We start from the raw sequence: 22,348 nt of genomic DNA on the forward strand, positions 1-22,348 counted from the left end.
CTGTCCTCTTGCTGGCCATTCCCGGCATGTTGGTCATTTTTGCCTTCCAGTACTACCCGCTGTGGGGCAACGTCATTGCCTTCCAGGACTACCAGCCGTACCTGGGCGTCGGGCAGAGCCTCTGGTCGGGCATCGAGAACTTCAAGATCGTCTTCAACGGCGACCCCGAGTTCCTCAACGCGGTCAAGAACACCCTGGTGCTGACCCTGATCCAGACCGTCATCGTCTTCCCGGCCCCGATCGTGGTCGCGCTGGTCCTGCACAGCCTGCTGTCGAACAAACTGCGTCAGATCGTCCAGACGATCATCTACGTCCCGCACTTCATGTCGTGGGTGATCGTGGTCGCGGTGTTCCAGCAGATGCTGGGTGGCACCGGAATGATCAACAACTGGCTGCGTTCGCACGGCTACGATCCGATCAACATCATCGGCAACGCCGACGCGTTCCGTGGCCTGCTGACCTCGCAGGTGATGTGGAAGGACACCGGCTGGGCGACGATCCTGTTCCTGGCCGTGCTGTCGCAGATCGACAAGTCCCTGTACGAGGCGTCCGCCGCCGACGGCGCGAGCCGCTGGCGGCAGACCTGGCACGTGACGCTGCCGGGCCTGAAACCGATCATCATCCTGCTGCTGATCCTCAAGCTCGGGGACTCGCTGACGGTCGGTTTCGAGCAGATCATCCTGCAGCAGCAGGGCGTCGGGGTCGATGCGAGCGAAGTGCTCGACACCTACGTGTACAACAACGGGATCCTCGGCGGCGACTGGGGCGTTTCGGCCGCGGTCGGGCTGGTGAAGAGCGTCGTCGCGCTGACCCTGGTGCTGACCGCCAACAAGCTCGCCCACCGCCTCGGCGAGGAAGGGGTGTACCGCGGATGAGCGATCGAAGCCCAGCACGCAGCCGGCGCCAGGTCCTGGTGGGTGGGATGCCGATGCCGAGCATGGCGGAACGAGTCGTCAAGGCCGTCTTCCTGACCGCGATCTGCGCGGCGGTGGTGCTCCCGTTCGTCGGGGTGATCTCCACCAGCCTGGCCAGTCCGGAGGAAGTCGTCGAGGCCGGCGGTTTCGTCCTGCTGCCGCACGGGTTCGACCTGTCGGCGTACCGGTCGATCCTGTCCGGCGGGACGGTGACGCAGGCCCTTCTGGTGAGCGCCTTCGTCACCGCCGTCGGTACGGCGATCTCGCTGGTGCTCACCTGCACGCTCGGCTGGGCACTGAGCCGGCGGGGCACGGTCGGCAACAAGCCTCTGCTGCTGATGGTCCTGGTCAGCCTGCTGTTCAACCCCGGCCTGATCCCGACCTATCTGGTGGTCCAGCAGTTCGGTCTGCTGGACAGCCTGTGGGCGATCATCCTTCCGACGTCGGTGAGCGCGTTCAACGTCATCGTCGTCCGGGCCTACTTCGCCGGGCTGCCGACCGAGGTCCTCGACTCGGCCAAGATCGACGGCGCCTCGGAGTGGAAGGTGTTCTGGCACATCGGGCTGCCGCTGTCGAAGGCGGTGGTGGCCGTGGTCGGACTGTTCTACGGCGTCGGGTACTGGAACAGCTTCTTCGGCGCCCTGCTCTACCTGAACGACGCCAGTAAATGGCCGTTGCAACTGGTCCTACGGACCTACGTGGTGGACGGCGTCGAGATCGGCGCCCAGGACCTGGGAGCCGCGGGTGAGGCACTGCCTCCTCAGACTTCGATTCAAATGGCAATTCTGATGATTTCCATCATTCCGATTTTGTGCGTCTACCCCTTTGTCCAGCGGCATTTCGCCAAGGGCGTTCTGACCGGCGCCGTCAAGGGCTGACACGAGAGGCAGAACCATGACCACCAATGATTCACGGCTCAGCCGCCGGGCCTTGCTGGGCGGTGTCGGAGCCCTCGGGCTGACCGGCGTCGTCGGCGCCTGCTCCAACGAGGGCCGCGGCGGCAACAGCGGGCTGAACAACAGCGGGAACCAGTCTGGCGTCCGACCGGCCTACGTGCCCTACAAGGGGGTCAAGCCGGATCTGGACGGCGCCGAGTACAACATCCCCAACGCGTTCACCCGCTACCCGGCCAATCCGGTCAGGGCGATCGAGAACCCGCCCGGGGACGGCAAACCGATCAACGTCCTGGGTTCCACCAACACCCCTGTCCCGCCGAAGCTCGAGCAGAACCGCTTCTGGCAGGAGTTGAACAGGCGGGTCGGTTCACCGATCTCGGTCAGTCTGACGCCGTCGGGTGACTACGCCCAGAAGTTCGCCACCTCGGTCGCCGGCGACCAGCTCGGCGACATCTTTCAGGTTGGTGGCGTTCCCCAGGTCCCACAGCTGCTCGAGACCAAGGCCGCGGACCTCACCCCCCACCTGTCCGGGGACAACATCAAGAAGTACCCGTTCCTGGCCAACCTGCCCTCGGTCGGCTGGAACTCGTGCATCTTCGGCGACAAGATCTACGCCGTCCCGGTGCCGCGAGGAGCGATCAGCTCCCAGGCGCTGTACACCCGCGTGGACCTGCTCGAGAAGCAGGGACTCAGCGACGAGGTGAAGAGCCTCGACGACTTCCTCGAGCTGTGCAAGGCGCTGACCGACAAGCGCGCGAACCGGTTCGCCCTGGCCTCGTCACCGACGCTGTTCGTCCGCAACATGTTCGACATTCCGAACACCTGGAGCGAGGACGGCAAGAAGCTGGTCAGCTACCTCGAGCACGAGGCGCACGAAGAGATCTTCGAGTTCCTGCGCAAGCTGTGGAGCTCGGGCTACATCCACCCCGACGCCTATTCCGGGCAGCAGGTGGACCTGAAGATCCGGTTCGGGAACGGATCGAGCCCGCTGGTCGTCGACACCTTCAGCGGCTGGCCCGACTACCTGCAGACGGCGGTCAGCGACCAGGCCCGGATCGGCATCATCGCACCGCCGAAGCACGACGGCTCGGGCAAGGGCAAGATCTGGCTGGGCGGGCCCACCAGCAACACGACAGCGATCAGTAAGAAGGCTGAAGGCCGCGTCGAGAGCCTGCTGGCATACCTGAACTACCTGGCCGCGCCCTTCGGCACCCAGGAGTACCTGTTCCGCAAGTTCGGGCTGCCGGTCGTGCACCACAAGGTCGTCGACGGCAACCCGGTCCTGACCGCCAAGGGCTTCAGCGAGTCCCAGCTCGGCCTGAAGTACCAGGCCGACGAGCCGTGGACGATCTTCCTGCCCGAGCAGAAGGGCAACGCCGAGGTGCAGTTCAATGCTATGAAGGAGATCTGCCCGGACGCTTTCGCCAATCCGGCGGCCGGACTGTACTCCGAGACCAACGTGCGCAAGGGTTCGCAGCTCACCAGCAACATCGACCAGGTGACCGACGACATCATCCAGGGCCGCAAACCCGTCTCGGCCTGGGCCGATGCGGTCAAGAAGTGGAAGAGCGGCGGTGGGGACAAGATCGCCGAGGAGTACGCCGAAGCACTCGAAGCATCGCGTTGACGCGAAAGGAAGACCTTTGACATCCACGTCACCTGTCAGGTTCGCCGCGGTCGGACTCGACCACGCGCACATTCACGGCCAGATCGCCGGTCTGATCAAAGCCGGCGCGGAGTTCGTCGCGATGGCGACCGACGACCCGTCGTCTGGCGTCGCCCACCAGGTCCGCGAGCGGTACCCCGACGTACCGTACGTCGACGACGGTCACGCGCTGATCGCCCGCGACGACCTCGATCTGATCGTCACCGCCGCGATCCCGGACCAGCGCGGCCCGATCGCCGTCGCCGCGCTCCGGTCGGGCAAGGACGTCGTCGCCGACAAGCCCGGCTGCGTCACCCACGACCAGCTCGAGGAGATCGAGAAGGCGGTCGCCGAGAGCGGCCGGTTCTGGTCGGTGACGTTCTCCGAGCGCTTCGAGGTCGCGTCGGCGGTGAAGGCCGGCCACCTGGTCCGCGAGGGCCGGATCGGGACCGTCGTCCAGACCATCGGCCTCGGCCCGCACCGGATCGGTGACCGCGGCCACCTCGGCGGCAACGCCGGGCGCCCGGACTGGTTCTACGAGAAGGAGCGCTACGGCGGGATCCTGGCCGACATCGCCTCGCACCAGATCGACCAGTTCCTCTGGTACACCGACTCGCGCACGGCCGAGGTGGTGACGAGCTCGGTCGGGAACTTCGCGAACCCGGACAAGCCCGGTCTGCAGGACTTCGGCGACCTGCTGCTGCGCAGCGACCACGCCCAGGGCTACATCCGGGTCGACTGGTACACCCCGGCCGGACTCGGGACCTGGGGTGACGGCCGGCTGATGATCCTCGGCACCGAGGGCTACATCGAGCTGCGCAAGTACGTCGACATCGCCGGCCGGGACGGCGGCAACCACCTGTTCGTCGTCGACGGGGAGAAGACCGAGTACATCGACTGCTCCGACGTCGAGCTGACCTACTACCCCGACCTCGTCCGCGACGTCCGGGACCGGACCACCACGGCGGCGCCGCAGGAGCACACCTTCGAGACCATGCGGCTTGCGCTGACGGCGCAGCAGAATGCCGCCGTCCGGGGAGCCGCCCAGTGACAGCCATCCTGAAGGTCGCGGTGGTCGGTGCCGGCGGCATCAGTCGCCGGCACGCCGAGGCCTTCGCGAGCACAGGCCGTACGACGCTCGTCGGCGTCGCCGACCTCGTCGCCGAGAACGCGCAGGCACTCGCCGACCAGCACGGGTCGAAGCCGTTCAAGAGCGTGACGGAACTGCTGGCCGCGGCCGATCCCGACCTGGTCGCGGTGACGACACCGCCGGGCAGCCACGCCGAGATCGCGATCGAGGTCCTGGCCGCCGGGAAGTCCGTGCTGCTGGAGAAGCCGCCGGTGCTGAGCCTGGCCGAGCTGGACGCGGTGGCCGAGGCCGAGGCGTCCAGCGGAGGCTCGGTGTACGTCGTCTTCCAGCACCGGCACGGATCCGGGGCGGTGCGCGCCGCCGAGCTCCTGGCCGGCGGCGCCTTGGGTGCTCCGCAGGTCGCGGTCTGCGAGACGTTGTGGTTCCGGCCGCGACCGTACTTCGACCCGGAGTGGCGCGGGACGTGGGTCGGTGAGGGTGGTGGGCCGACGCTGGGCCACGGCATCCACCAGATCGACCTGCTGCTGCACCTGCTCGGACCGTGGCGCACGATCAACGCCACCGCCGTACGGCTGGATCGTCCGGTCGAGTTCGAGGACGTCTCGATGGCGTCGGTGATCTTCGAGAGCAACGCGGTGGCGAGTGTGATCAACAGCCTGCTGTCGCCGCAGGAGCTCAGCCGGATCCGGATCGACACCACCGGCGGATCGCTGGAGGTCAACCACCTGTACGGCTACAAGGACGCCGACTGGAAGTTCACGCCGGCGCCCGACGCAGCTGACGCGTGGACGTCTTCGGCAGGCGAGGACGTCGCCAGCAGCCACGAGGCCCAGCTCGGCCGCCTGGTCGACGATCTGCTCGCCGGCCGCACGCACGACACGACCCTGGCCAGCACCCGGCCGACGATGGAGTTCGTCACCGCCCTGTACGCGTCAGCCCTCACAGGGCAGTCCGTACGCCGTGCCGACCTGGTCCCGGGTCACCCGTTCTACCAAGCCCTCAACGGCGGAATCGACCAGACGAAGCTCAGCGAGTCCTTCGCGCCGTGACGAGCTGACTGACCCCTCGCCCGGGCGGGGCGAGGGGTCACCAGGCGCAGCGGAATCCGAGGTTGCCGGCGCTGCTGGTCGGGTCGTTGGAGGAGCGTGCCGCTACGCGGTAGCGGTTGCAGTACGAGTGGTGGCAGAGGTACGAGCCGCCTCGCATGGCACGGTTCTCGTTCCAGGAGTCCGCGGTCCACTCCCAGACGTTGCCGACGACCTCGTACAGGCCGTAGCCGTTCGGCGGGTAGCTGCGGACGGGCGCTGTGCCGCGATGGCCGTCGTCCAGGGTGTTCTTGACCGGGAACGTGCCCTGCCAGATGTTGCACCGGTGCTCGCCGCCGGGCGTGAGCTCGTCACCCCACGGGAAGCGCTTCTGCTCGAGACCACCCCGGGCGGCCCGCTCCCACTCGGGCTCGGTGGGCAGCCGGCCGCCAGCCCACGTACAGAACGCGACGGCGTCCGACCAGGAGACGTGCACCACCGGGTGATCGGACCGCGCGGCCAGGTCGGACTCCGGGCCTTCGGGATGGTCCCAGGTAGCGCCCGCAACGCCGCACCACCACGGCGTCGCCGGCGGCCGCTCACTGACCTTCCGTACGGCGGCCGGCAGGAACCCGGCGAAGACGAAACTCCAGCCGAAGTGCTCGGCCTCCGTCACGTACCCGGTCGCCGCGACGAACTCGGCGAACTGCGCGTTGGTGACCGCGGTGACGCCGATCGCGTAGTTGCCCACCGCCACTTCCCGGATCGGCCCTTCGCCGTCGGCCGGGAAGCCGTCGGCGTCCTCGGTACCCATCAAGAACGTGCCGGCGTCGAGCTGCACCCGCTCGAGGGTCGAGTCCGACGCCGCGGCAAGCGGCACCGGTCGGCGTACAGAGCCACCGGCTGCGTCGCGCCGGGGACTGCAGCAGCTCTCCTCAGCCACGAGACTCTCCTCAGGTCGCGGGGTGATGATCCGCGATCGAGCGTACTTCTCCTTGACGGGCACCGAGCGGCCTGCCCAGACTGACCGGCATGACGCGCCCCAACGTCCTGCTGCTCTGTACCGACCAGCAACGCTTCAGCGCGTTGGGTGCTTACGGCAACGACGAGGTGGACACCCCCAACCTGGACCGCCTGGCGGACCAGGGCGTGCTGTTCGATCAGTGCTACGTGCAGAACCCGGTTTGCGCGCCGTCGCGCGCCAGTCTGATGACCGGGCGCTACGTGCACGCGCACGGCCTGTGGGCGAACGGTGTCGGTCTGCCTGCCGGGGAACGCCTGTTCAGCCGTGCCCTCGCCGACGCGGGCTACGACTGCGGTCTGGTCGGCAAGTTCCACCTGAGCTCCTGCTTCGGGGGCCGCGAGGAGCACCGGCAGGACGACGGCTTCCGCGTCTACCGCTGGGCCCACGACCCGTACCCGGGCTCGTCGGAGAACGAGTACCACCGCTGGCTGCGGACGGTCCGGCCCGACCTGCTGACGGCCGCGCTCGACGAGAACTCACCGGTCGACTTCGACAGCCTGCCCACCGAGGCGCACTACAGCCGCTGGATCGGCGACCAGACCGTCGACTTCCTCACCCGGGACCGGCACGACGGCGAACCGTTCTTCTTCGTCGCGAACTTCTTCGACCCGCACCACGGCTTCGGCGCCCCCGAGGAGTACCTCGCGCGCTACCGCGACCGCGATCTCACCCGGCCCGTCACGCAGCCCGGCGAGCTGGCCACCAAGCCGCCGGTCCAGACCGAGGCTTCCCACCACTCGTACGCCGGCCACGCGCGCGGCTACACGTCGTACTCGGACGAGGAACTGCAGCAGGTCAAGGCGGCGTACTACGCGATGGTGACACTGGTCGACGACGAGATCGGCCGGATCCTCGCGGCGCTCGACGCCACCGGGCTGGCCGACGACACCGTCGTGATCTTCACCAGCGACCACGGCGAAATGCTGGGTGATCACCAACTGATGCTGAAGGGTCCGATGCTGTACGAGCAGGCGGTCCGCGTTCCGCTGCTGATGCGCTGGCCGAACGGCGACCTGCCCGCGGGGACGCGCTGCCCCGAGCTGGTCCAGTGGATCGACCTGTCCAGCACGATCCTCGCTGCCACCAGCACACCGGCCCAGCCGCGTCACCAAGGCATGGACCTGCTGCCGCTCGCCCGCGGGACCGGGCAGGGCCGGGGCTGGGCGCTGAGCGAGTACCGCAACAGCGGCCACCCGTACGAGACCCCCGTCCACCTCACGATGCTCCGCCGCGACCATTGGAAGCTGGTGGTCCAGCACGGCGACCCGACGACCGGCACGGCCCGGACCGGTGAGCTGTACGACCTGCACGAAGACCCAGCGGAGCTGGACAACCTGTGGGCCTCCGCAGACCACCAACAGATCCGGACCGGTCTGCAGGAGTTCCTGCTCGACGTACTGGTTGCCACCGAGGACAGGAGCCAGGTCCGCGAGGGTCCCTGGTGAGTCCAGCTCAGAGTGGCGGCTCTGCGCTGATGTAGGCGTCGACGGCGGTGCCGAAGTCGCGGCGGGCGGGCGGCAGCGAGTGGTACCAGGCCGCGCCGAGCCTGCAGATCTCCCAGAGGCGGTTGAGGTCCTGGGTGGTCGACCGGTACGGGAACGACGTACTGCTGAACGGCGGCATGCGCAGCCCGAACTGGCCGGTGGCGAGCAGCTGCGCCGACTCGTCGTACAGGCGGACCTGGCCGATGCCGTCGGTGTGGTCGAGACCGGCGGCGAAGTCCTGCACGTCGACGGTGGCGAGGTCGCGATAGCCCTCGAAGCGAAGTGGATCGTTGGGCGAGTCGTAGACGAACAACGCGAGCACGAGCACCGGGTACGTCGGGTACGACCGGTACGCCGCCACCAGCAGGCTGTCCCCCGCCGCGACGGCCCTGGCCAGCTCAGCGGACTCACGCGCGGTCAGCCCCGCGAGCTTGACCAGCACGGTCGGCGTACCCTGCACATCCATCACGAACGGCGACATCGGCACCGCCGACCGCGCCAGGTCGTCGCAACTACTGAGCCGCCAGACCACGTTGCCCGCCGGCCGTTCCTCGACCCCCGGCATCACCCGCGGCAGCCCGAGCTCCCCCAGATCGAACGCGTCCCGTCGCTTCCTCGAGAACAGTCCCATCGCCCCATCAGACACCCGCGCCGCCGCCCGGCGTCGCGACTTGCACGAACCGGCCAAAGCTCAGCTTCTCCGTCGCCGCAGCTTCCGGATCCCGTAGGTCGACTGGAACAGCATCGCGATCCCACACACCGTGATGATCGCGAACAGCACCGTCTGGCCGGTCCGGAGTCCCCCGCCGAGCAGTTCCATCCCACCCCACACCAGCAACGCCCCACCCGCCACCCACGACAGGTACCCCGTCCCCAGGTTCCGCGGCGTGGACTGCCACCACGGCTCGTCCTCCGGCCACACCCGCTTCTCGTTCATCCCAGTTCCTTCCCACGAGCGGCTCCCCACCGGAGCCGACCCCTCGAAACTAGGTCCACCCCCGCTCCCACCACCTCGACCACCCGAACGAACTCCACCCGCCACGTCGTACTTTCGGCCACCCTACTTGTCACCCTGGGTGACTGAACGGACCTCGGTTCCAGCGGGCGGGACGGCTGGTGGTCACCGCGTGCGTTCTCCCAGACCTGCCGCAGACGGCTCCGAACCGCTACCGTGGGGTCTTGGGCTCTCGAACCAGCAGGAGGCTCCGTGAAGATCAACGACGTACTGCGCGGTAAAGGCAACCAGGTCGTCACCATCTCCCCCGAAGCCACCGTCACCGAGCTGCTCGCGCTGCTCGCCGAGCACAACGTCGGCGCGCTCGTGGTCAGTCCGGACGGCTCCAGCGTGGCCGGCATCGTCTCGGAACGGGACGTGGTCCGGCTCCTCAACGGCACTCCCGACGCGGGCGAGGTCCGGGTCAGCGCGATCATGACGTCGCCGGTGCACACCTGCACCCCCGACGACCTGATCGACAACCTGATGCGGATGATGACGGACCGCAGGATCCGGCACGTCCCGGTCGTCGTCGACGACACCCTGACCGGCATCGTCAGCATCGGCGACGTGGTCAAGTCCCGCATCGGCGAGCTCGAGTTCGAAAAAGAACAACTCTCCAACTACATCGCCGGCTGAACTCTACTGTCGGCGTCGACTTCGTCGCCGCGGGTTTTGGGGCTTGGTCGCCCGTTCTTCCCTCGTCGGTCGGTCGCTACGCTCCCTCCCTCCTCAGTCCAGAACGGGCGGCCCCAAAACCTTTCCCGTTGACCATTGTTCAGTTCGAGTCCGAGACGAAGCCCCGGTCGCAGCCGCGACCGGGGCCCTTGTCACCGGCTCAGTACCGCGTCACCGCGGCCCAGGCGTCCACGATGCCGTGGCCGTAGAAGCCGTTGAACGACCGGTTGCCCTCGCACAAAGCGTCGAACTCGGCCGGACGGCCCTCGTTCGCGTACGAGACCAGCGGCGGGTTCGGGCAGGCCCGCTCCTGGGCCGAGCCGAGCAGGATGTTGCGCACCCGGTCCGGGTCCAGGCCGAAGGAGTTGCCCCGGCCCTTCTTGCCGTACTCGCTGACGATCAGCGCGGCCACACCGGTCGCGTGCGGCGACGCCATCGACGTCCCCTGCAACCAGTTGTAGTACCCGCACTTGGTGTAGTCCGTCACGCCCGGCTTGCACTGCTTCTGCACGCCGCCCGTGACACCCGCCGGGGTGATGTTGCCCGCGGCATCGACCAGGCCGTCGGCCTGCAGCGTGTTGACCGGGTACGTCGACAGGATCAGGTTCTCGTTCACCCGGTGGTCCGGCGTCCCGAAGTAGTCACGGAACCAGCCACCCGGCGCCGACACCTCGGCCTGCTCGACACCGTAGTTGGAGTAGTCCGCCTTCTTGGACGACGGGCCCAGCGCGGACACGCCGATCACGTGCGCCCCCTCGACCGGCAGGTCGACGCAGGTCGCGTTGTCGATCGGCCGCGGGTACGGCGGGACGTCGCCGAAGTCCGGGCTGCTGATGTCGGTGCGCGGCTTGCCCAGGTCCTCGTGGTTGTTGCCGAGCGACCCGACCAGCGTGACGTCCTTCTTGTGCGCGTAGTTCAGCGCGCGCTGCATCGCCCGGATCGTGGTCCGCTGCTCGAGCTGGGCCTCCGGGCTGTCGGCCGGGTTGTTCGTGCAGTTGTACAGCCACGGGTCGACGTAGAAGGACATGTTGACCACGTCGAGGCCGACGTCACCGGCGTACGTCAGGGCGTCGAGCACCGGGCCGAGGAAGACGAAGCCGCTGTCCTGGCCACCGCGGATCTCGACCAGCGACACGTTCGGCGCGACGCCGGAGACGCCGAGACCGTTGACCGCGGCACCGATCGTGCCGGCCACGTGGGTGCCGTGGCCGGAGTCGTCCCAGCCGACCGGGTCGACACAGCCGCGGAACTCGCACGGCCCGTCGATCTCGGGCAGGTCGGAGGCGAAGTTGCGGGACAGCTTCCAGTCGAAGTTCGGCGCGATGTCCGGGTTGCGGGCGTCGATCCCGGAGTCCAGGACGCCGACCTTGACCTGCTTCTTGCCGGGCTGCACCTTGCGGGCCAGGTCCGAGCGGACCATCTTCAGGCCCCACAGCTGGGCGTCCAGCGGGTCCAGGCTCTTGGAGCCCTTGGCCGCCGACTTCGACTTCGCGCCCTGGCCGCGGTTCTCCTGCTCGATCTGGGCCGGCTTGGCCCGCGGCAGCTGGCCGATCGGCCGGCTCCGGGTCGCGCCCTCGACCGCGCCCGAGGCCGACACCTGACTGGCGAATCCGGACGACGCCGCCCGCACGGTGATCGTGCCCAGGTTGGCGTTCTCCTTGACCACCTCGCCGCCGGCCGCCTTCACCGCGGCCAGCGCCTGGGCCCGGTCGGCCCCCTGCTCGACCAGCACCAGGTACTCGGTGCTGCCGCCTTGCGCCTGGGCCCCGGCGACCACCGGAACGGCCAGGCCGGCGGCGACCAGTGCGAACGCACCCGATGCCGCGTACAACGATCTGCGGACGTCTCTCACGAGCGGATCCCCTCCCTGAAGTGAGTGTGACGGCCACAACGTAAATCAGCCGTGCGGACTCCGGGAGGGGGCCGACGTTGTCATCTTTTCCAAACAAACCACTGAACTACCCGTCAGCCAACCAAGTACCGACCACCGACCGGGGGCCGGTACTTGTGAGGTGTCGACGGTGGCGTTCAGCCGGAGGACGTCGACGACGACGCGAAGACCACGAACAGCAGCACCATCGCGAGCGCGGCCAGGATGCACAGAATCAGCAGAACCGTTCCGATGATCCCCGCGATCCGGCCGCCGACGGCCATCCCGCGGTTGTTGTAGACGCCCGGCGCCGCGTCGATCTCGTCGATCGCCTGGTTGCCCTTCCACCACGCGAACGGCGACAGGATCAGCAGCCCGGTGATGAACGGCAGCAGCCCGAGCACCAGCGCGATCGTCGCGTTGGAGTTGTCGCGCAGTACGCCGTACGCCGGCTGGTCGGGAAAGCCCGGCTGCAGCGGGTAGTTGCCGTACCCCTGCTGCTGGTGCTGCCCGTACGGCGGCGGCTGGTCCTGGGGTCGCTCGTTGAACGACATGGCTGCTCCTCTGCTCAGGGCCGAGTGGTCCTGAGCAGAGGATGCCAGTCCTTCAGCTCAGTTCCGTCACGTCGCCCAGTCCGGTGAGCTGGTCGCGAACATCCTTGGCTTCCCCTACGACGACCACCAGCAGCCCGTTGGTTCCCACGTACCGGCGGTACGCCTCGGTGGCGACCTCGGCGGTGGTCGCGGCGATCTGGGCCAGGTAGGTGTCGGCGAAGTCCAGCGGTACGCCGGCGGCGATGTTGCTGCCGACCTGCTGGGCGATCGAGTCGGCCTGCTCGTAGCGCAGCGGCGCGGTCCGGATCAGGTTGTCCTTGGACTCCCCGACCTCCTTGTCGGTCAGCCCGTCGCGGGCCTCGCGCAGGATCCGCAGCGCGTCGGTGATCGCGGCGCCCGTCACCTCGGTCCGCACCGACCCGCCGAGGCTGAACGTGCCGCCCTTGCGCGGCGCGGTGAAGCTCGACCGGGTGCCGTAGGTGTAGCCCTTCTCCTCCCGCAGCACGGTGTCGACGCGCGAGGTGATGGTGCCGCCGACGACGTGGTTCGCGACCGCGGCCGCGCCCCAGATGTCCTCGCGACGGTCCGGACCTGGGCAGCCGATCAGCAGCTGGCTCTGCACCGAGCCGGGCCGGTCGACCAGCACGATCCACTCGCCCAGGACGTACAGCGGCTCCGGGGTCTCCAGCGCGGGCCCCGCGGAAGACGTCCAGTCGCCGAACGCGTCGTCGACGACAGCGGCCACGTCGACGCCGGTCGCGTCGCCGGCGAACAGGATCTGGGCGCGGGCCGGACCGACGTTGTCGCGGTAGAACTGGGCGACCTCGACGTTGGTCAGCGGGCGGATCGTGTCCGGCCGGCCCGCGGTCGGACGGGAGCGGCGCATGCTCGGGTCGAACAGGTGCGCGGCGAACGCCTCACGGGCGCGGTACCCGGCGTTGGCGCGCTCCTGGTTGATCTCGCCGAGCCGGATCGTCACGTGCCGGCCGACGTCGGCGGTGTTGAACGCGGGCCGGGTGACCGCCTCCGCGAGCAGCTTCACCGCGGGCGCCAGCTGCGAGGTCGGGACCGAGATCTCGACGTGCAGCGCGTCCGAGCTGACGTCGACACCGTACGCCGCGCCGTGGCGCTCGAGCGCCGCCGCGAAGTCGTTGGCCGAGTGCAGCTCGGTGCCCTCGTCGAGCGTGCGGGACATGATCGTCGCGACGCCTTCGAGCTCACGCGGCTCGGCGAACAGCGGCAGCGCGATCGTCACCCGCACGGTCGCGACGTACTGACCGGGCCGGTCGAACACGTGCACCGGAGTCCCGGCGCGGGTGCTGGTGGTCGTGGAGGCCGGGAACGTCCACGGCCTCGGCGGCGCGACGACGGGGGGTGTGGTGAGACTCTGGGTCATTTGTTCTTCCTGTACGTCACCTGGACACGGCCGTTGGCTCTGATCCACTGCTCCGCCGCCTGCTGGACCTGCTCGACCGTCACCGCGCGGAGCTCGTCGATCCGGGTGTTGATCCGGTTCGGCTCGCCGAACAGCAACGTGTGGTGGGAGATCTCGTCCGCCCGCCCCGAACAGGTCGCCAGCTGCTCCAGCCAGTCGCGCTCGGCCTGGGCCTGCACGGTGGCCAGCTCGTCCTCGGTGATCCCGTCGGCCGCGAGCTTCTCCACCTCCTCGAGCAGCGCGTCCTCGACCTTCTGCAGGTCGACACCGTCCGACGCGATCCCGGTCAGCGTCCCGAACGACACCCCACCGATCAGCGGCAGCGCCCCACCGGACACCGACTGCGCGATCTGCTCGTCGCGGACCAGCCGCCGGTTCAGCCGGCCGCTCTGTCCGGCGGCCAGGACGTCGAGCGCGAGCGCCGCGGCGTCGAGCTCGGGCGTCCCGTCGACGGGCAGCCGGAACATCATCGTGATCAGGTCCGACGGCACGTCCTCGACGACGTCGTCGCGGGCGACCCCCTGCATCGCGCCGATCGTCCCGTCCGGCGCGGGCGGCGGCTGCGGGATCGCCGGCAGGTGGCCGAAGTACCGCTTGACCGCCGCGAACGTGTCCTCTTCGTTGACGTCGCCGACGATCGTGAGAACCGCGTTGTTCGGGCCGTAGTACTTGCGGAAGAAGGCGTGCACGTCCTCGACCGACGCGGCGTCGAGGTCTTCCATCGACCCGATCGTCATGTGCCCGTACGGGTGGCCCTGCGGGAAGGCGAGCCGGACCAGCCGCTCGTACGAGTCGCCGTACGGGCGGTTGTCGTAGCTCTGCCGCTTCTCCTCCTTCACGACGTCGCGCTGGTTGTCCAGGTTCTCCTGGTTCACCGCGTCGAGCAGGTAGCCCATCCGGTCCGCCTCGAGCCACAGCGCGAGGTCGAGACCGCCGCTCGGCAACGACTCGAAGTAGTTGGTCCGGTCGAAGAAGGTGGAGGCGTTCAGGCTCGCCCCCGCCGACTCCAGCAGCCCGAAGTGGTCCCCGGACTTCACGTTCCGCGACCCCTGGAACATCAGGTGCTCGAAGAGGTGCGCGAACCCGGTCAGGCCCGGCGGCTCGTGCCGCGACCCCACGTCGTACCAGAGGTTCACGGCGACGATCGGCACCGCGCGGTCGATACTCACAACCACGCGCAACCCGTTGTCCAGAGTCTGCTCAGCGAGCGGATACGTCAGCGGCATACGGACAACTTACCCTCAGCCCTTGATCGCTCCGCCCAGGGCGAACGCGCCGCCCAGTTTTCTGCTCAGCAGGAGATAGAGCATCAGGACCGGGAAGGTGTAGATCAGCGAGTACGCCGCCAGCTGGCCGTAGTTCGGTTCGCCGTACTGGCCGAAGAACGTGAAGATGCTGACCGAGGCGGGCAGCCGTTCCGGCGACAGCAGCAGCATGAACGGGACGAAGAAGTTTCCCCACATGCCGATGAAGGTGAAGATCAGTACGACGGCGATCCCGGGCCACATCAGCGGGAGCACGATGCGGCGCAGCGCCTGCATGTTGCCGGCGCCGTCGACCCAGGCCGCCTCCTCGAGCGAGATCGGGACGCCGTCCATGAACGTCTTGGTCAGCCAGATCGCGAACGGCAGCGAGCTGGTGGCCATGAACATGATCGTGCCGCCGAGGGTGTCGACCAGGTTGAGCTGCACGAACAGCCCGTAGACCGGGACCATCACCGCGGTGATCGGCAGCCCGGTGCAGAACAGCACGGTCAGCAGGAAAGGCCGGTTGAAGCGGGTCTTGAAGCGCGACAGCGGGTACGCCGCCAGCACCGCGCAGATCATCGTGAGCAGGGCCGCGCCACCGCACAGCACGATGCCGTTGAGCACCGGCCGGTACGTCGTGTCGGTGTTCAGCACCGCCTTGAAGTTGCCCAGCGTCGGGTCGGTCGGGAACTCGACCCGCAACCCCGCCGTCCGGTTGATCGAGGCGAACAGCACCCACAGCAACGGCAGGACGAACAGCACACCGATCGCCAGCAGCACCAGGTTCGAGGTGAGCTTGCTGACGCGGTCCCGGGCGATCATGCGGCCTCCGAGTTCAACCCACGCAGGTAGATCAGCGAGAAGACCGCGCCGATCGCCAGCATCACCAGGGCGATCGCGGTGCCGTAGCCGATCTGGGAGAAGCTGAACGCCTGCTCGTACATGTACAGCGGCAGCGTCTGGCTCTTGGTGCCGGGCCCGCCGCGGGTCATCGCGTAGATCAGGCCGAAGACGCTCAGCGTCTGCAGCGTGATCAGCATCAGGTTGGTCATGATCGCGCGGCTGATCATCGGCAGCGTCACCCAGATCAGCCGGCGCAGCCCGGCCGCGCCGTCCATCTCGGCCGACTCCTCGATCTCCTTCGGCACCTCGCTGAGCGCCGCGGAGTAGACCAGCATCGAGAACGCCGTACCGCGCCAGATGTTCGCGATCGAGACGGCGATGATCGGTGCCGCGTACAACCAGTCCTGGCCGGGCAGCCCGACCTTGTGCAGGATCACGTTCAGCGTGCCCTCGTCGTTGAAGAACGCGCTGAGCAGGTACGCCGCGACCACCTCGGGCAGCACCCACGCGCCGATCACGGCGGTACCGACGAAGTTGCGGACCAGCTTGGTCGAGCGCCGCATCAGCAGCGCCAGACCGAGCCCGAGGGTGTTCTGGCCGATGATCGCGGAGATCAGCGTGAACACCAGCGTGAGCCAGATCGAGTTGGTGAACGCGCTGCTGCCGAAGGCCTTGCGGAAGTTGTCCAGGCCGACGAACTGCACGTTGTTGGCACCGGTCCCGGTGAGCGCCATGTTCGTGAACGCGGCGTACACGCAGTAGATGATCGGGCCGGCCAGGAAGACCACCATCAGCCCGATGGCCGGGGCCAACGGCAACATCTTCACCACTTGAACGGCGCGCGGCCGCCCGTTCCGGCCGGTCGGGAGACCGGTCGGAGCGGGGGCTGCTGCCGTGGTAGCAACAGTCACAGGAGCAGTCCTTCGTCAGGGGAGGTCTTACTGACCTTGACTCTGGGTGGTCGTCTTGTCCTTACTGACGATGCTCTCGACGGCTTCGTCGTAGTTCTTGGCCGCCTCGTCCGGCGACGACTGCTTCGTCATCACCGCTTCCATCGCGGTGATGATCTCGTTGGAGACCTTCGGGTACTCCGGCAGCGCCGGCCGGTACACGGTCACCGCCACCAGGTCGGTGAAGAACTGCGTGGACTTGGCCGAGGTCTTGTAGCCCTCGTCCGCGGCGACGTCCTTGCGGACCGCGATCTGCGCACCGTCGGTGGCGTACTTGGTCGCGTTCTTCTGCGTCTGCAGGGTCTTGATGAAGTTCCAGGCGGCGTCCGGGGACTTCGACTTGGCCGGGATCGCCCAGGTCCAGCCGCCGGAGAGGCTGACCTTGCCCTTGCCGCCGCCGTCCTGCGTCGGCATCGCGGTCTGGCCGAGCACCTCGGACCACTGCGGCCACGGCTTGGCGCCGGTCTTCTGCCAGTTGTTGTAGAGCCACGAGCCGTCCAGCGCGATCGCCAGCTTGCCGTTCGGGAGCAGGTCGCTGCCGACCTTGTTGCCCCAGTTCGGGTCCAGGGACTGCTTGGGCTGCGGCGCGATGCCCTCGTCGAAGATCGTCTTGACGAAGTTCAGCGAGTCCTTGAAGCCCTGGCTGCCGACGACCCACTTCTGCTGGTCGAAGTTGTAGAGGGTGTCCTTGGTGCCGTAGAGCAGCATCTCCAGGCCCTGCATCGCGGACGCCTCACCCATCGGCTTGCCCGAGTAGACGTTCAGCGGGATGACGCCGGGTACCTTCTGCTTGATCGCGCGGGCCGCGGTGAGCACCTCGTCCCAGTTCTTCGGCTGCCAGTCCGCGGGCAGGCCGGCCTTGGCGAAGATTTCCTTGTTGTACCAAAGGGCCCGGGTGTCCGTGCCGTCCGGTACGCCGTACGTCTTGCCGTCCTGGCCCTTGGCCGCGCCCTTGGCGGTGTCCTGGAACTGACCCCAGTCCGACCAGTCCTTGATGTAGTCGTCCAGCGGCTTCAGGTAGCCCGCGGTGATGTCGGAGTTGATCAGGAAGGTGTCCTCGTAGACGATGTCCGGCGCGGTGTTGGCCGAGCGCATCATCAGCTGGAGCTTGGTGTAGTAGTCGTTCTCGCTGGCCACGATCGGCACGATCTCGACCTTCGAGCCGGGGTTGGCCGCCTCGTACTCGGCCTTGGCGCCGGTGAGGAAGTTCTTCATCACCGTGCCGGGGCCCCACTGCTGGTAGGCGATCTTGATGTTCGCCGGGCCGGAGCTGGAACCGCCTGCTTCCGGCGTCTTGGTCGTCGATCCCTGACTGCAGGCCGAGACCCCCAGCAGGAGTGCGCCGACGGCGAGGACACCCGCCGTCTTGAAACCGTTTTTCATGACCATCACGTCCACCTTCGGGCAATCGTTGTCATCCCGGTACCACCGCTCAAACCCCGTGGGCTTTCCGTGACGGTAGGAGGCGCAGGCCAATCAAGTCAATGGTTGACAGACAACGTTGTCCTAGTCGTGAGGGGCATTCGAGCCGCACCGAGTCCACACAGCACCAAACCCACCAGCAACCATCCTGCCAGCACCAGCAGCGACTGCCCGGCCCCCGCTCCGTCGAAGAAGCTCACCGAGCGCAACGCCGTACCGGCGGCTCCCGGCGGGAGGAACTGGCCGAGCGTTCCCCAGCCGCTCGGCAGCATCTCCGGTGCGCTGGTCAGACCGGACAGCGGGTTGCCGAGCAGCATCATCGTCGCGGCACCCAGCCCGAGTCCCGCCGTACCGAGCAACCACTCCAGGCCCAGCAGGGTCAGGCTGATCGCTCCGATCGACATCGCGATCACGCCCGCGTTGGCCCAGTAGCTGCCCTCGAACGAGCCGAGCCAGAACTGCAGTACGGCGGTCAGCGCGAGCGCACCCGTCGCGGCGAAGGTCACCGCGCCGACGACGCGGGTCGCGCCTGCCTTCGCGAAGTTCGTCAGCATCGCGGCCGCGAGGATCCCGCCCAGGACCAGCGGTAGCGCGCCCGCCGCCAGGCCCGCACCCCGCGGATCGTCGGCGGGCAAGGGGACGACATCGGTCACCTTCGGTGCGGCGGCCGGGTTCTGCGCCGCCAGCTTGCCCGCGACCTGGGTGAGCAACTGGGCCACCACCGGGCCGGCGGCCGACGCGGTCAGCACCTCGGGTGCCGCCTGGTCCAGCACGATCGCGCCGTACACGTCACGGTCCTTGATCGCCTGCACGGCGGTCTCCCGGTCGGCGACCGGCTCGATCGCGAAGCCACCGGGCATCGCCTGCTCCAGCGCGGCGGCGACCTGCCCGACCGCCGACTGCGGTCCGGCGACGGCGAGCGGGATGTCCCTGGGCTCGGACCGGGCGGCCGGCCAGGCGAACGCGACCAGGAGGACCGTCAGCAAGACGGTGAGTCCGGCGACGACGACCGCCACCGGAGGACGCCGGCGTTCGGCGGTGGTGGGTGTTGACATCAGTAAGCACTCCCCTGAAAACGAATGACCGTTCTTTATCGTCTCCGAGCCTGGTCCCGATCGAGGCAAGTTGTCAAGAACGGACATTCGTTTTATGTTCGCGGTATGCCCAAGGTCACCGCCGAGCACCGTCTCGCCCGCCGCGAGCAGATCGTCGGGGCGGCCCTGCACTGCGTCGCCGAGCACGGCTTCCACAAGGCGACCATGGCCGACGTGATCCGCGAGTCCGGCCTGTCCGCGGGCGCGGTCTACGGCTACTTCAAGAGCAAGGACGAGATCATCGCGGCGATCGCCGACCAGGCGCTCAGCACGGTCGACGAGCTCTTCGAAGGCATCCTGTCGACCGACGAGCCGCTCTCCCTGGCCGCGGTGATGCGGCGGGTGCTGGAGCACGTGGTGACGGTCGCCGAACGGCACGACGGCGACGTGACCCGGGTCGGGCTGCAGGCGTGGGCCGAGGCGGTGCACAACCCGGCGATCGCCACGATCGCCAGGGAGAAGTACACGATCCTGCGCACCCACTACGCGACGGTCGCCCGCCGCGCCCAGGCCGACGGCACACTCCCGTCCGACGTCGACCCCGAGCATGTCGCCCAGGTGCTGTTCGGCATGCTGCCCGGCTTCATCCTCCAGCGCCTGCTGCTCGGCGACGTGAGTCCCCAGACCTACTCCGCCGGCCTCGACGCGCTGCTCGGCTCGAACTCCTAGCACCTTCAGTGACCACTTGGTGACAGAGGGCTTGAGTCGTGGCGCTCACCCGGTTAAGTTGACTGAACTCTTATTTCAAGCTTTGAATTTAGGGGTTCTGTGGGGCGAACAACCACACCGGCCGTGCGCGCGCGGACCGGCCTGCCGTGGTACTGGGGCAGCCAGACGGCGAGCTTCGTCGGGGACCGGCTGACCGGGTTCGCCGTACCGACGATCGCGATCCTCACGCTCGACGCGAGCGAAGCGCAGGTCGGTGTCCTGGCCGCGCTCGGCTGGTTCGCCTACCCCGCACTCGGCCTGGTCGCCGGAGCCGCGCTCGCGCACGTCCCCCGCCGCCGCGTGATGATCGCCGGCGAACTGCTGCGCTTCGCCGCGTTCGCCAGCGTCCCGCTCGCCGCACTGGCCGGCTGGGTCAGCGTCCCGCAGCTGTGTGTCGTGGTCGCCGTCGCCGGAGCCGCGATGGTCTTCGTCGACATCGCCGGCCAGTCCTACCTGCCCGCGCTGGTCGGCTCCCGCGACCTGGTCGGCGCCAACGCCAAGCTCCAGAGTTCCGACAGCCTGTCCAAGCTCGTCGGACCGGCCCTCGGCGGCCTCCTGCTCCGCACCACCAGCCCGTACGCCGGTCTGCTGCTCTGCGCGTTCCCCTTCCTGGCTTCCGCCTTCGGCCGCACCCGGATCCAGACCGTCGAGCCCCCACCCGAGCCGATCCGCGAACCACTCCCCCACCGGATCCGCACCGGCTTCACCTTCGTCTGGCAGCACCCGCTGCTCCGCCGACTGGTCTGCGCGGCCGCGATCCGCAGCTTCGGCTCGGGCATGGTCGACGCCGTCCTGCTGCTGTTCGCGTACCGGGTCCTAGGCCTGTCCAGCCTGGCCGGCGGGCTGCTGATCGCGGCCGGCTCAGTCGGCGGACTGCTGGGCGCCTTCGTCGCGAACAGACTGGCCACGACCATCGGCGTACGGCGAACGCTGGTGCTCACCGGCGTGGAAGCCCTGTGCTGGCTGGCCGTTCCGCTCTGCCTGCTGAGCGCTCCGGCGCTCGCACTGGTGCTGATCCGGATCTGCGCCTCGGTCTGGCTGCCGGTGTGGAACGTCGTGACCACCAGCGTCCGCCAAGAGGTCACACCGGCCGCTCTGCAGAGCACGGTGCACGCCACAGCTCGCACGCTCACCTCGTCCACCGTGCCGCTCGGCGCGATCACCGGCGGCCTGACCGGCGGCGTACTGAGCGCACAGCTCGGTGCGGCGACCGGTCTGGTCCTCGTCCTCGCGACGGGAGGTGTGATCGCCGGAGCCAGCGCACTGCTTGTCGCCACAGCCACCCACCAGGAGGTCTGATGCGTCCCACCACCACCCGCACGCTGAACACCAAAGAGTTCGCCGACATCAAGCACACCGTGTCGATCCGCTCCAAAGCGCGGCGCAACCTGCTCGCGGACCCGTCGTACGCCGCACCGCTGCCGCAGGAGGTCAGCCTGCAGCTCACGTACCGCTGCAACCTGCGCTGCACCCACTGCTACCAGTGGAACGAGCAGGGCTTCTTCCGCGACTTCAGCGCGGCCAAGCAGAAGACCGAGCTGGACCTGGCGGTGGTCGAGGACGTCCTGCGGACCACGGCGCCGGTGCGCTCGAAGCTGTTCCTGTGGGGCGGCGAGCCGCTGATGCACACCAAGTTCGACCAGGTCGCCGCGCTGCTGGAGCAGTACCCGCGGACGGTCAACATGTGCACCAACGGCCTGCTGTTCAAGCGCAAGCTGGACGACCTGCTGCGGATCGGCGAGAACCTCAACCTGCTGGTCAGCCTGGACGGTCTCGGCGAGGACCACGAGGCGCTGCGCGGCCGCGGCACCTTCAAGCGCACGATGGAGAACATCCAGCTGATGCTGGACCTCAAGCGCTCGGGGCAGTGGGACGGCGAGCTGTCGCTGTCCTGCATGGTCAGCCACGTCACCGTGCACAAGATGTACGAGTTCATGGAGTGGGCCGAGGAACTCGGTGTGAACACGGTCTACTTCCAGTTCCCCTGGTACATCAGTCCCGAGGTCGCCGAGTCGATGGACCGCCTGTACGAGAAGACGTTCTCCTGGCTGAACCCGAGCACGGACACCAAGAAGCCGACCTGGCACAGCTACACCTACCAGCTCCCCGAGGAAGAGCTGCCCGCGCTGCGCGACTCGATGGCGCGGCTCGCGTCGCGGGCCTGGAACGTCCGGCTGCGCTACCAGCCGCAGCTCGAGGACGACGAGGTCACCGACTTCATCCTCGGCACCTCCCGGCCGGCGCAGCACCGCAGCAAGTGCCTCGCGGTGTCGAACCGGATGGAGGTGCACGCCGACGGCGCGGTCAGCTCGTGCAAGTTCTTCCCCGAGTTCGTGGTCGGCAACCTGTACGACCAGCCGGTGAACGAACTGTGGCAGAGCACGTCGTTCCGCGAGGTCCGCCGGATCATGTCCGAGAACGGCATGATGCCGGTCTGCTCGAAGTGCATCCTCCTGTACCTGAACGGAGTCTGAC

At 68.1% G+C, this 22,348-nt stretch carries 21 protein-coding genes; 10 read left to right on the forward strand and 11 right to left on the reverse strand.

Going from position 1 to position 22,348, the window contains the following annotated elements:
* The first annotated feature begins 26 nt into the window (after positions 1-26).
* The 5 genes from HDA39_RS18765 to HDA39_RS18785 are packed head-to-tail and all read left to right on the forward strand — an operon-like array spanning position 27 to position 5,594.
* Complete coding sequence (locus HDA39_RS18765) at positions 27-875, forward strand: ABC transporter permease (protein WP_184796731.1); 849 nt, start codon at positions 27-29, stop codon at positions 873-875.
* On the forward strand, positions 872-1,792 hold the full coding sequence (locus HDA39_RS18770; RefSeq protein WP_184796733.1) for a carbohydrate ABC transporter permease: 921 nt from the start codon (positions 872-874) through the stop codon (positions 1,790-1,792). The genes HDA39_RS18765 and HDA39_RS18770 overlap by 4 nt, the downstream gene beginning before the upstream one ends.
* A gap of 16 nt (positions 1,793-1,808) precedes the next feature.
* Positions 1,809-3,437 carry an extracellular solute-binding protein gene (locus HDA39_RS18775; protein WP_184796735.1) on the forward strand — a complete coding sequence of 543 codons (1,629 nt, stop codon included), beginning with the start codon at positions 1,809-1,811 and terminating at the stop codon, positions 3,435-3,437.
* 16 nt (positions 3,438-3,453) lie between these two features.
* Positions 3,454-4,506 carry a Gfo/Idh/MocA family protein gene (locus HDA39_RS18780; RefSeq protein WP_202893046.1) on the forward strand — a complete coding sequence of 351 codons (1,053 nt, stop codon included), beginning with the start codon at positions 3,454-3,456 and terminating at the stop codon, positions 4,504-4,506.
* On the forward strand, positions 4,503-5,594 hold the full coding sequence (locus tag HDA39_RS18785; RefSeq protein ID WP_184796739.1) for a Gfo/Idh/MocA family oxidoreductase: 1,092 nt from the start codon (positions 4,503-4,505) through the stop codon (positions 5,592-5,594). Before HDA39_RS18780 ends, HDA39_RS18785 begins: the two co-directional genes overlap by 4 nt.
* Before the next feature lie 37 nt (positions 5,595-5,631).
* Here the strand turns inward: HDA39_RS18785 and HDA39_RS18790 are convergent, their stop codons facing one another.
* Positions 5,632-6,513, reverse strand: a complete 882-nt coding sequence (locus HDA39_RS18790) for a formylglycine-generating enzyme family protein (RefSeq protein WP_337925797.1) — start codon at positions 6,511-6,513, stop codon at positions 5,632-5,634.
* Between the two features lie 89 nt (positions 6,514-6,602).
* On the opposite strand from HDA39_RS18790, the gene HDA39_RS18795 reads away from it, so the two are divergent.
* A complete protein-coding gene (locus HDA39_RS18795; RefSeq protein WP_184796741.1) occupies positions 6,603-8,039 on the forward strand; it encodes a sulfatase family protein in 1,437 nt (478 codons plus the stop codon).
* 7 nt (positions 8,040-8,046) lie between these two features.
* On the opposite strand, the gene HDA39_RS18800 is transcribed toward HDA39_RS18795, so the two are convergent.
* The gene (locus HDA39_RS18800; protein WP_184796743.1) at positions 8,047-8,709 is read right to left on the reverse strand and encodes a hypothetical protein; all 663 of its coding nucleotides are present in this window, start codon (positions 8,707-8,709) and stop codon (positions 8,047-8,049) included.
* A gap of 60 nt (positions 8,710-8,769) precedes the next feature.
* Complete coding sequence (locus HDA39_RS18805) at positions 8,770-9,015, reverse strand: hypothetical protein (protein ID WP_184796745.1); 246 nt, start codon at positions 9,013-9,015, stop codon at positions 8,770-8,772.
* 270 nt (positions 9,016-9,285) lie between these two features.
* On the opposite strand from HDA39_RS18805, the gene HDA39_RS18810 reads away from it, so the two are divergent.
* A complete protein-coding gene (locus HDA39_RS18810) occupies positions 9,286-9,711 on the forward strand; it encodes a CBS domain-containing protein (protein WP_184796747.1) in 426 nt (141 codons plus the stop codon).
* Positions 9,712-9,910: 199 nt separating this feature from the next.
* On the opposite strand, the gene HDA39_RS18815 is transcribed toward HDA39_RS18810, so the two are convergent.
* From HDA39_RS18815 to HDA39_RS18850, 8 genes are all read right to left on the reverse strand, one after another.
* Entirely contained in the window at positions 9,911-11,602 is a 1,692-nt protein-coding gene (locus HDA39_RS18815) for a S8 family serine peptidase (RefSeq protein ID WP_184796749.1), read from the reverse strand.
* Between the two features lie 176 nt (positions 11,603-11,778).
* Positions 11,779-12,174, reverse strand: coding sequence for a DUF4190 domain-containing protein (locus HDA39_RS18820; RefSeq protein ID WP_184796751.1), 396 nt, complete (start codon positions 12,172-12,174; stop codon positions 11,779-11,781).
* 52 nt (positions 12,175-12,226) lie between these two features.
* Positions 12,227-13,570: a M16 family metallopeptidase gene (locus HDA39_RS18825; protein WP_184796753.1), complete on the reverse strand. Its 1,344-nt coding sequence runs from the start codon at positions 13,568-13,570 to the stop codon at positions 12,227-12,229.
* Complete coding sequence (locus HDA39_RS18830; protein ID WP_184796755.1) at positions 13,567-14,835, reverse strand: M16 family metallopeptidase; 1,269 nt, start codon at positions 14,833-14,835, stop codon at positions 13,567-13,569. Before HDA39_RS18830 ends, HDA39_RS18825 begins: the two co-directional genes overlap by 4 nt.
* A 15-nt stretch (positions 14,836-14,850) precedes the next feature.
* Positions 14,851-15,678 carry a carbohydrate ABC transporter permease gene (locus HDA39_RS18835; RefSeq protein ID WP_184796757.1) on the reverse strand — a complete coding sequence of 276 codons (828 nt, stop codon included), beginning with the start codon at positions 15,676-15,678 and terminating at the stop codon, positions 14,851-14,853.
* Positions 15,675-16,520, reverse strand: coding sequence for a carbohydrate ABC transporter permease (locus tag HDA39_RS18840; RefSeq protein WP_238356089.1), 846 nt, complete (start codon positions 16,518-16,520; stop codon positions 15,675-15,677). Before HDA39_RS18840 ends, HDA39_RS18835 begins: the two co-directional genes overlap by 4 nt.
* 117 nt (positions 16,521-16,637) lie before the next feature.
* Positions 16,638-18,032 carry an extracellular solute-binding protein gene (locus HDA39_RS18845; protein ID WP_238356090.1) on the reverse strand — a complete coding sequence of 465 codons (1,395 nt, stop codon included), beginning with the start codon at positions 18,030-18,032 and terminating at the stop codon, positions 16,638-16,640.
* A gap of 98 nt (positions 18,033-18,130) precedes the next feature.
* Positions 18,131-19,126 carry a hypothetical protein gene (locus HDA39_RS18850; protein ID WP_184796764.1) on the reverse strand — a complete coding sequence of 332 codons (996 nt, stop codon included), beginning with the start codon at positions 19,124-19,126 and terminating at the stop codon, positions 18,131-18,133.
* Between the two features lie 105 nt (positions 19,127-19,231).
* Between HDA39_RS18850 and HDA39_RS18855 the strand changes: the two genes are divergently transcribed.
* From HDA39_RS18855 to HDA39_RS18865, 3 genes are all read left to right on the forward strand, one after another.
* Positions 19,232-19,834, forward strand: a complete 603-nt coding sequence (locus HDA39_RS18855; protein ID WP_184796766.1) for a TetR/AcrR family transcriptional regulator — start codon at positions 19,232-19,234, stop codon at positions 19,832-19,834.
* Between the two features lie 123 nt (positions 19,835-19,957).
* A complete protein-coding gene (locus HDA39_RS18860; protein WP_184796768.1) occupies positions 19,958-21,172 on the forward strand; it encodes an MFS transporter in 1,215 nt (404 codons plus the stop codon).
* A complete protein-coding gene (locus tag HDA39_RS18865) occupies positions 21,172-22,347 on the forward strand; it encodes a radical SAM protein (RefSeq protein WP_184796770.1) in 1,176 nt (391 codons plus the stop codon). Before HDA39_RS18860 ends, HDA39_RS18865 begins: the two co-directional genes overlap by 1 nt.
* The last annotated feature ends 1 nt before the right edge of the window (position 22,348 follow it).

Source organism: Kribbella italica (assembly GCF_014205135.1).
In the GTDB taxonomy this organism is placed as follows: domain Bacteria; phylum Actinomycetota; class Actinomycetes; order Propionibacteriales; family Kribbellaceae; genus Kribbella; species Kribbella italica.

Excerpts from the sequence above, each read along its gene's own strand:
- HDA39_RS18765 (WP_184796731.1), top strand. The coding sequence starts at position 27 with ATGTTGGTCATTTTTGCCTTCCAGTACTACCCGCTGTGGGGCAACGTC.
- HDA39_RS18770 (WP_184796733.1), top strand. The coding sequence starts at position 872 with ATGAGCGATCGAAGCCCAGCACGCAGCCGGCGCCAGGTCCTGGTGGGT.
- HDA39_RS18775 (WP_184796735.1), top strand. The coding sequence starts at position 1,809 with ATGACCACCAATGATTCACGGCTCAGCCGCCGGGCCTTGCTGGGCGGT.
- HDA39_RS18795 (WP_184796741.1), top strand. The coding sequence starts at position 6,603 with ATGACGCGCCCCAACGTCCTGCTGCTCTGTACCGACCAGCAACGCTTC.
- HDA39_RS18800 (WP_184796743.1), bottom strand. The coding sequence starts at position 8,709 with ATGGGACTGTTCTCGAGGAAGCGACGGGACGCGTTCGATCTGGGGGAG.
- HDA39_RS18805 (WP_184796745.1), bottom strand. The coding sequence starts at position 9,015 with ATGAACGAGAAGCGGGTGTGGCCGGAGGACGAGCCGTGGTGGCAGTCC.
- HDA39_RS18820 (WP_184796751.1), bottom strand. The coding sequence starts at position 12,174 with ATGTCGTTCAACGAGCGACCCCAGGACCAGCCGCCGCCGTACGGGCAG.
- HDA39_RS18825 (WP_184796753.1), bottom strand. The coding sequence starts at position 13,570 with ATGACCCAGAGTCTCACCACACCCCCCGTCGTCGCGCCGCCGAGGCCG.
- HDA39_RS18830 (WP_184796755.1), bottom strand. The coding sequence starts at position 14,835 with ATGCCGCTGACGTATCCGCTCGCTGAGCAGACTCTGGACAACGGGTTG.
- HDA39_RS18835 (WP_184796757.1), bottom strand. The coding sequence starts at position 15,678 with ATGATCGCCCGGGACCGCGTCAGCAAGCTCACCTCGAACCTGGTGCTG.
- HDA39_RS18840 (WP_238356089.1), bottom strand. The coding sequence starts at position 16,520 with ATGTTGCCGTTGGCCCCGGCCATCGGGCTGATGGTGGTCTTCCTGGCC.
- HDA39_RS18845 (WP_238356090.1), bottom strand. The coding sequence starts at position 18,032 with ATGAAAAACGGTTTCAAGACGGCGGGTGTCCTCGCCGTCGGCGCACTC.
- HDA39_RS18850 (WP_184796764.1), bottom strand. The coding sequence starts at position 19,126 with ATGTCAACACCCACCACCGCCGAACGCCGGCGTCCTCCGGTGGCGGTC.
- HDA39_RS18855 (WP_184796766.1), top strand. The coding sequence starts at position 19,232 with ATGCCCAAGGTCACCGCCGAGCACCGTCTCGCCCGCCGCGAGCAGATC.
- HDA39_RS18865 (WP_184796770.1), top strand. The coding sequence starts at position 21,172 with ATGCGTCCCACCACCACCCGCACGCTGAACACCAAAGAGTTCGCCGAC.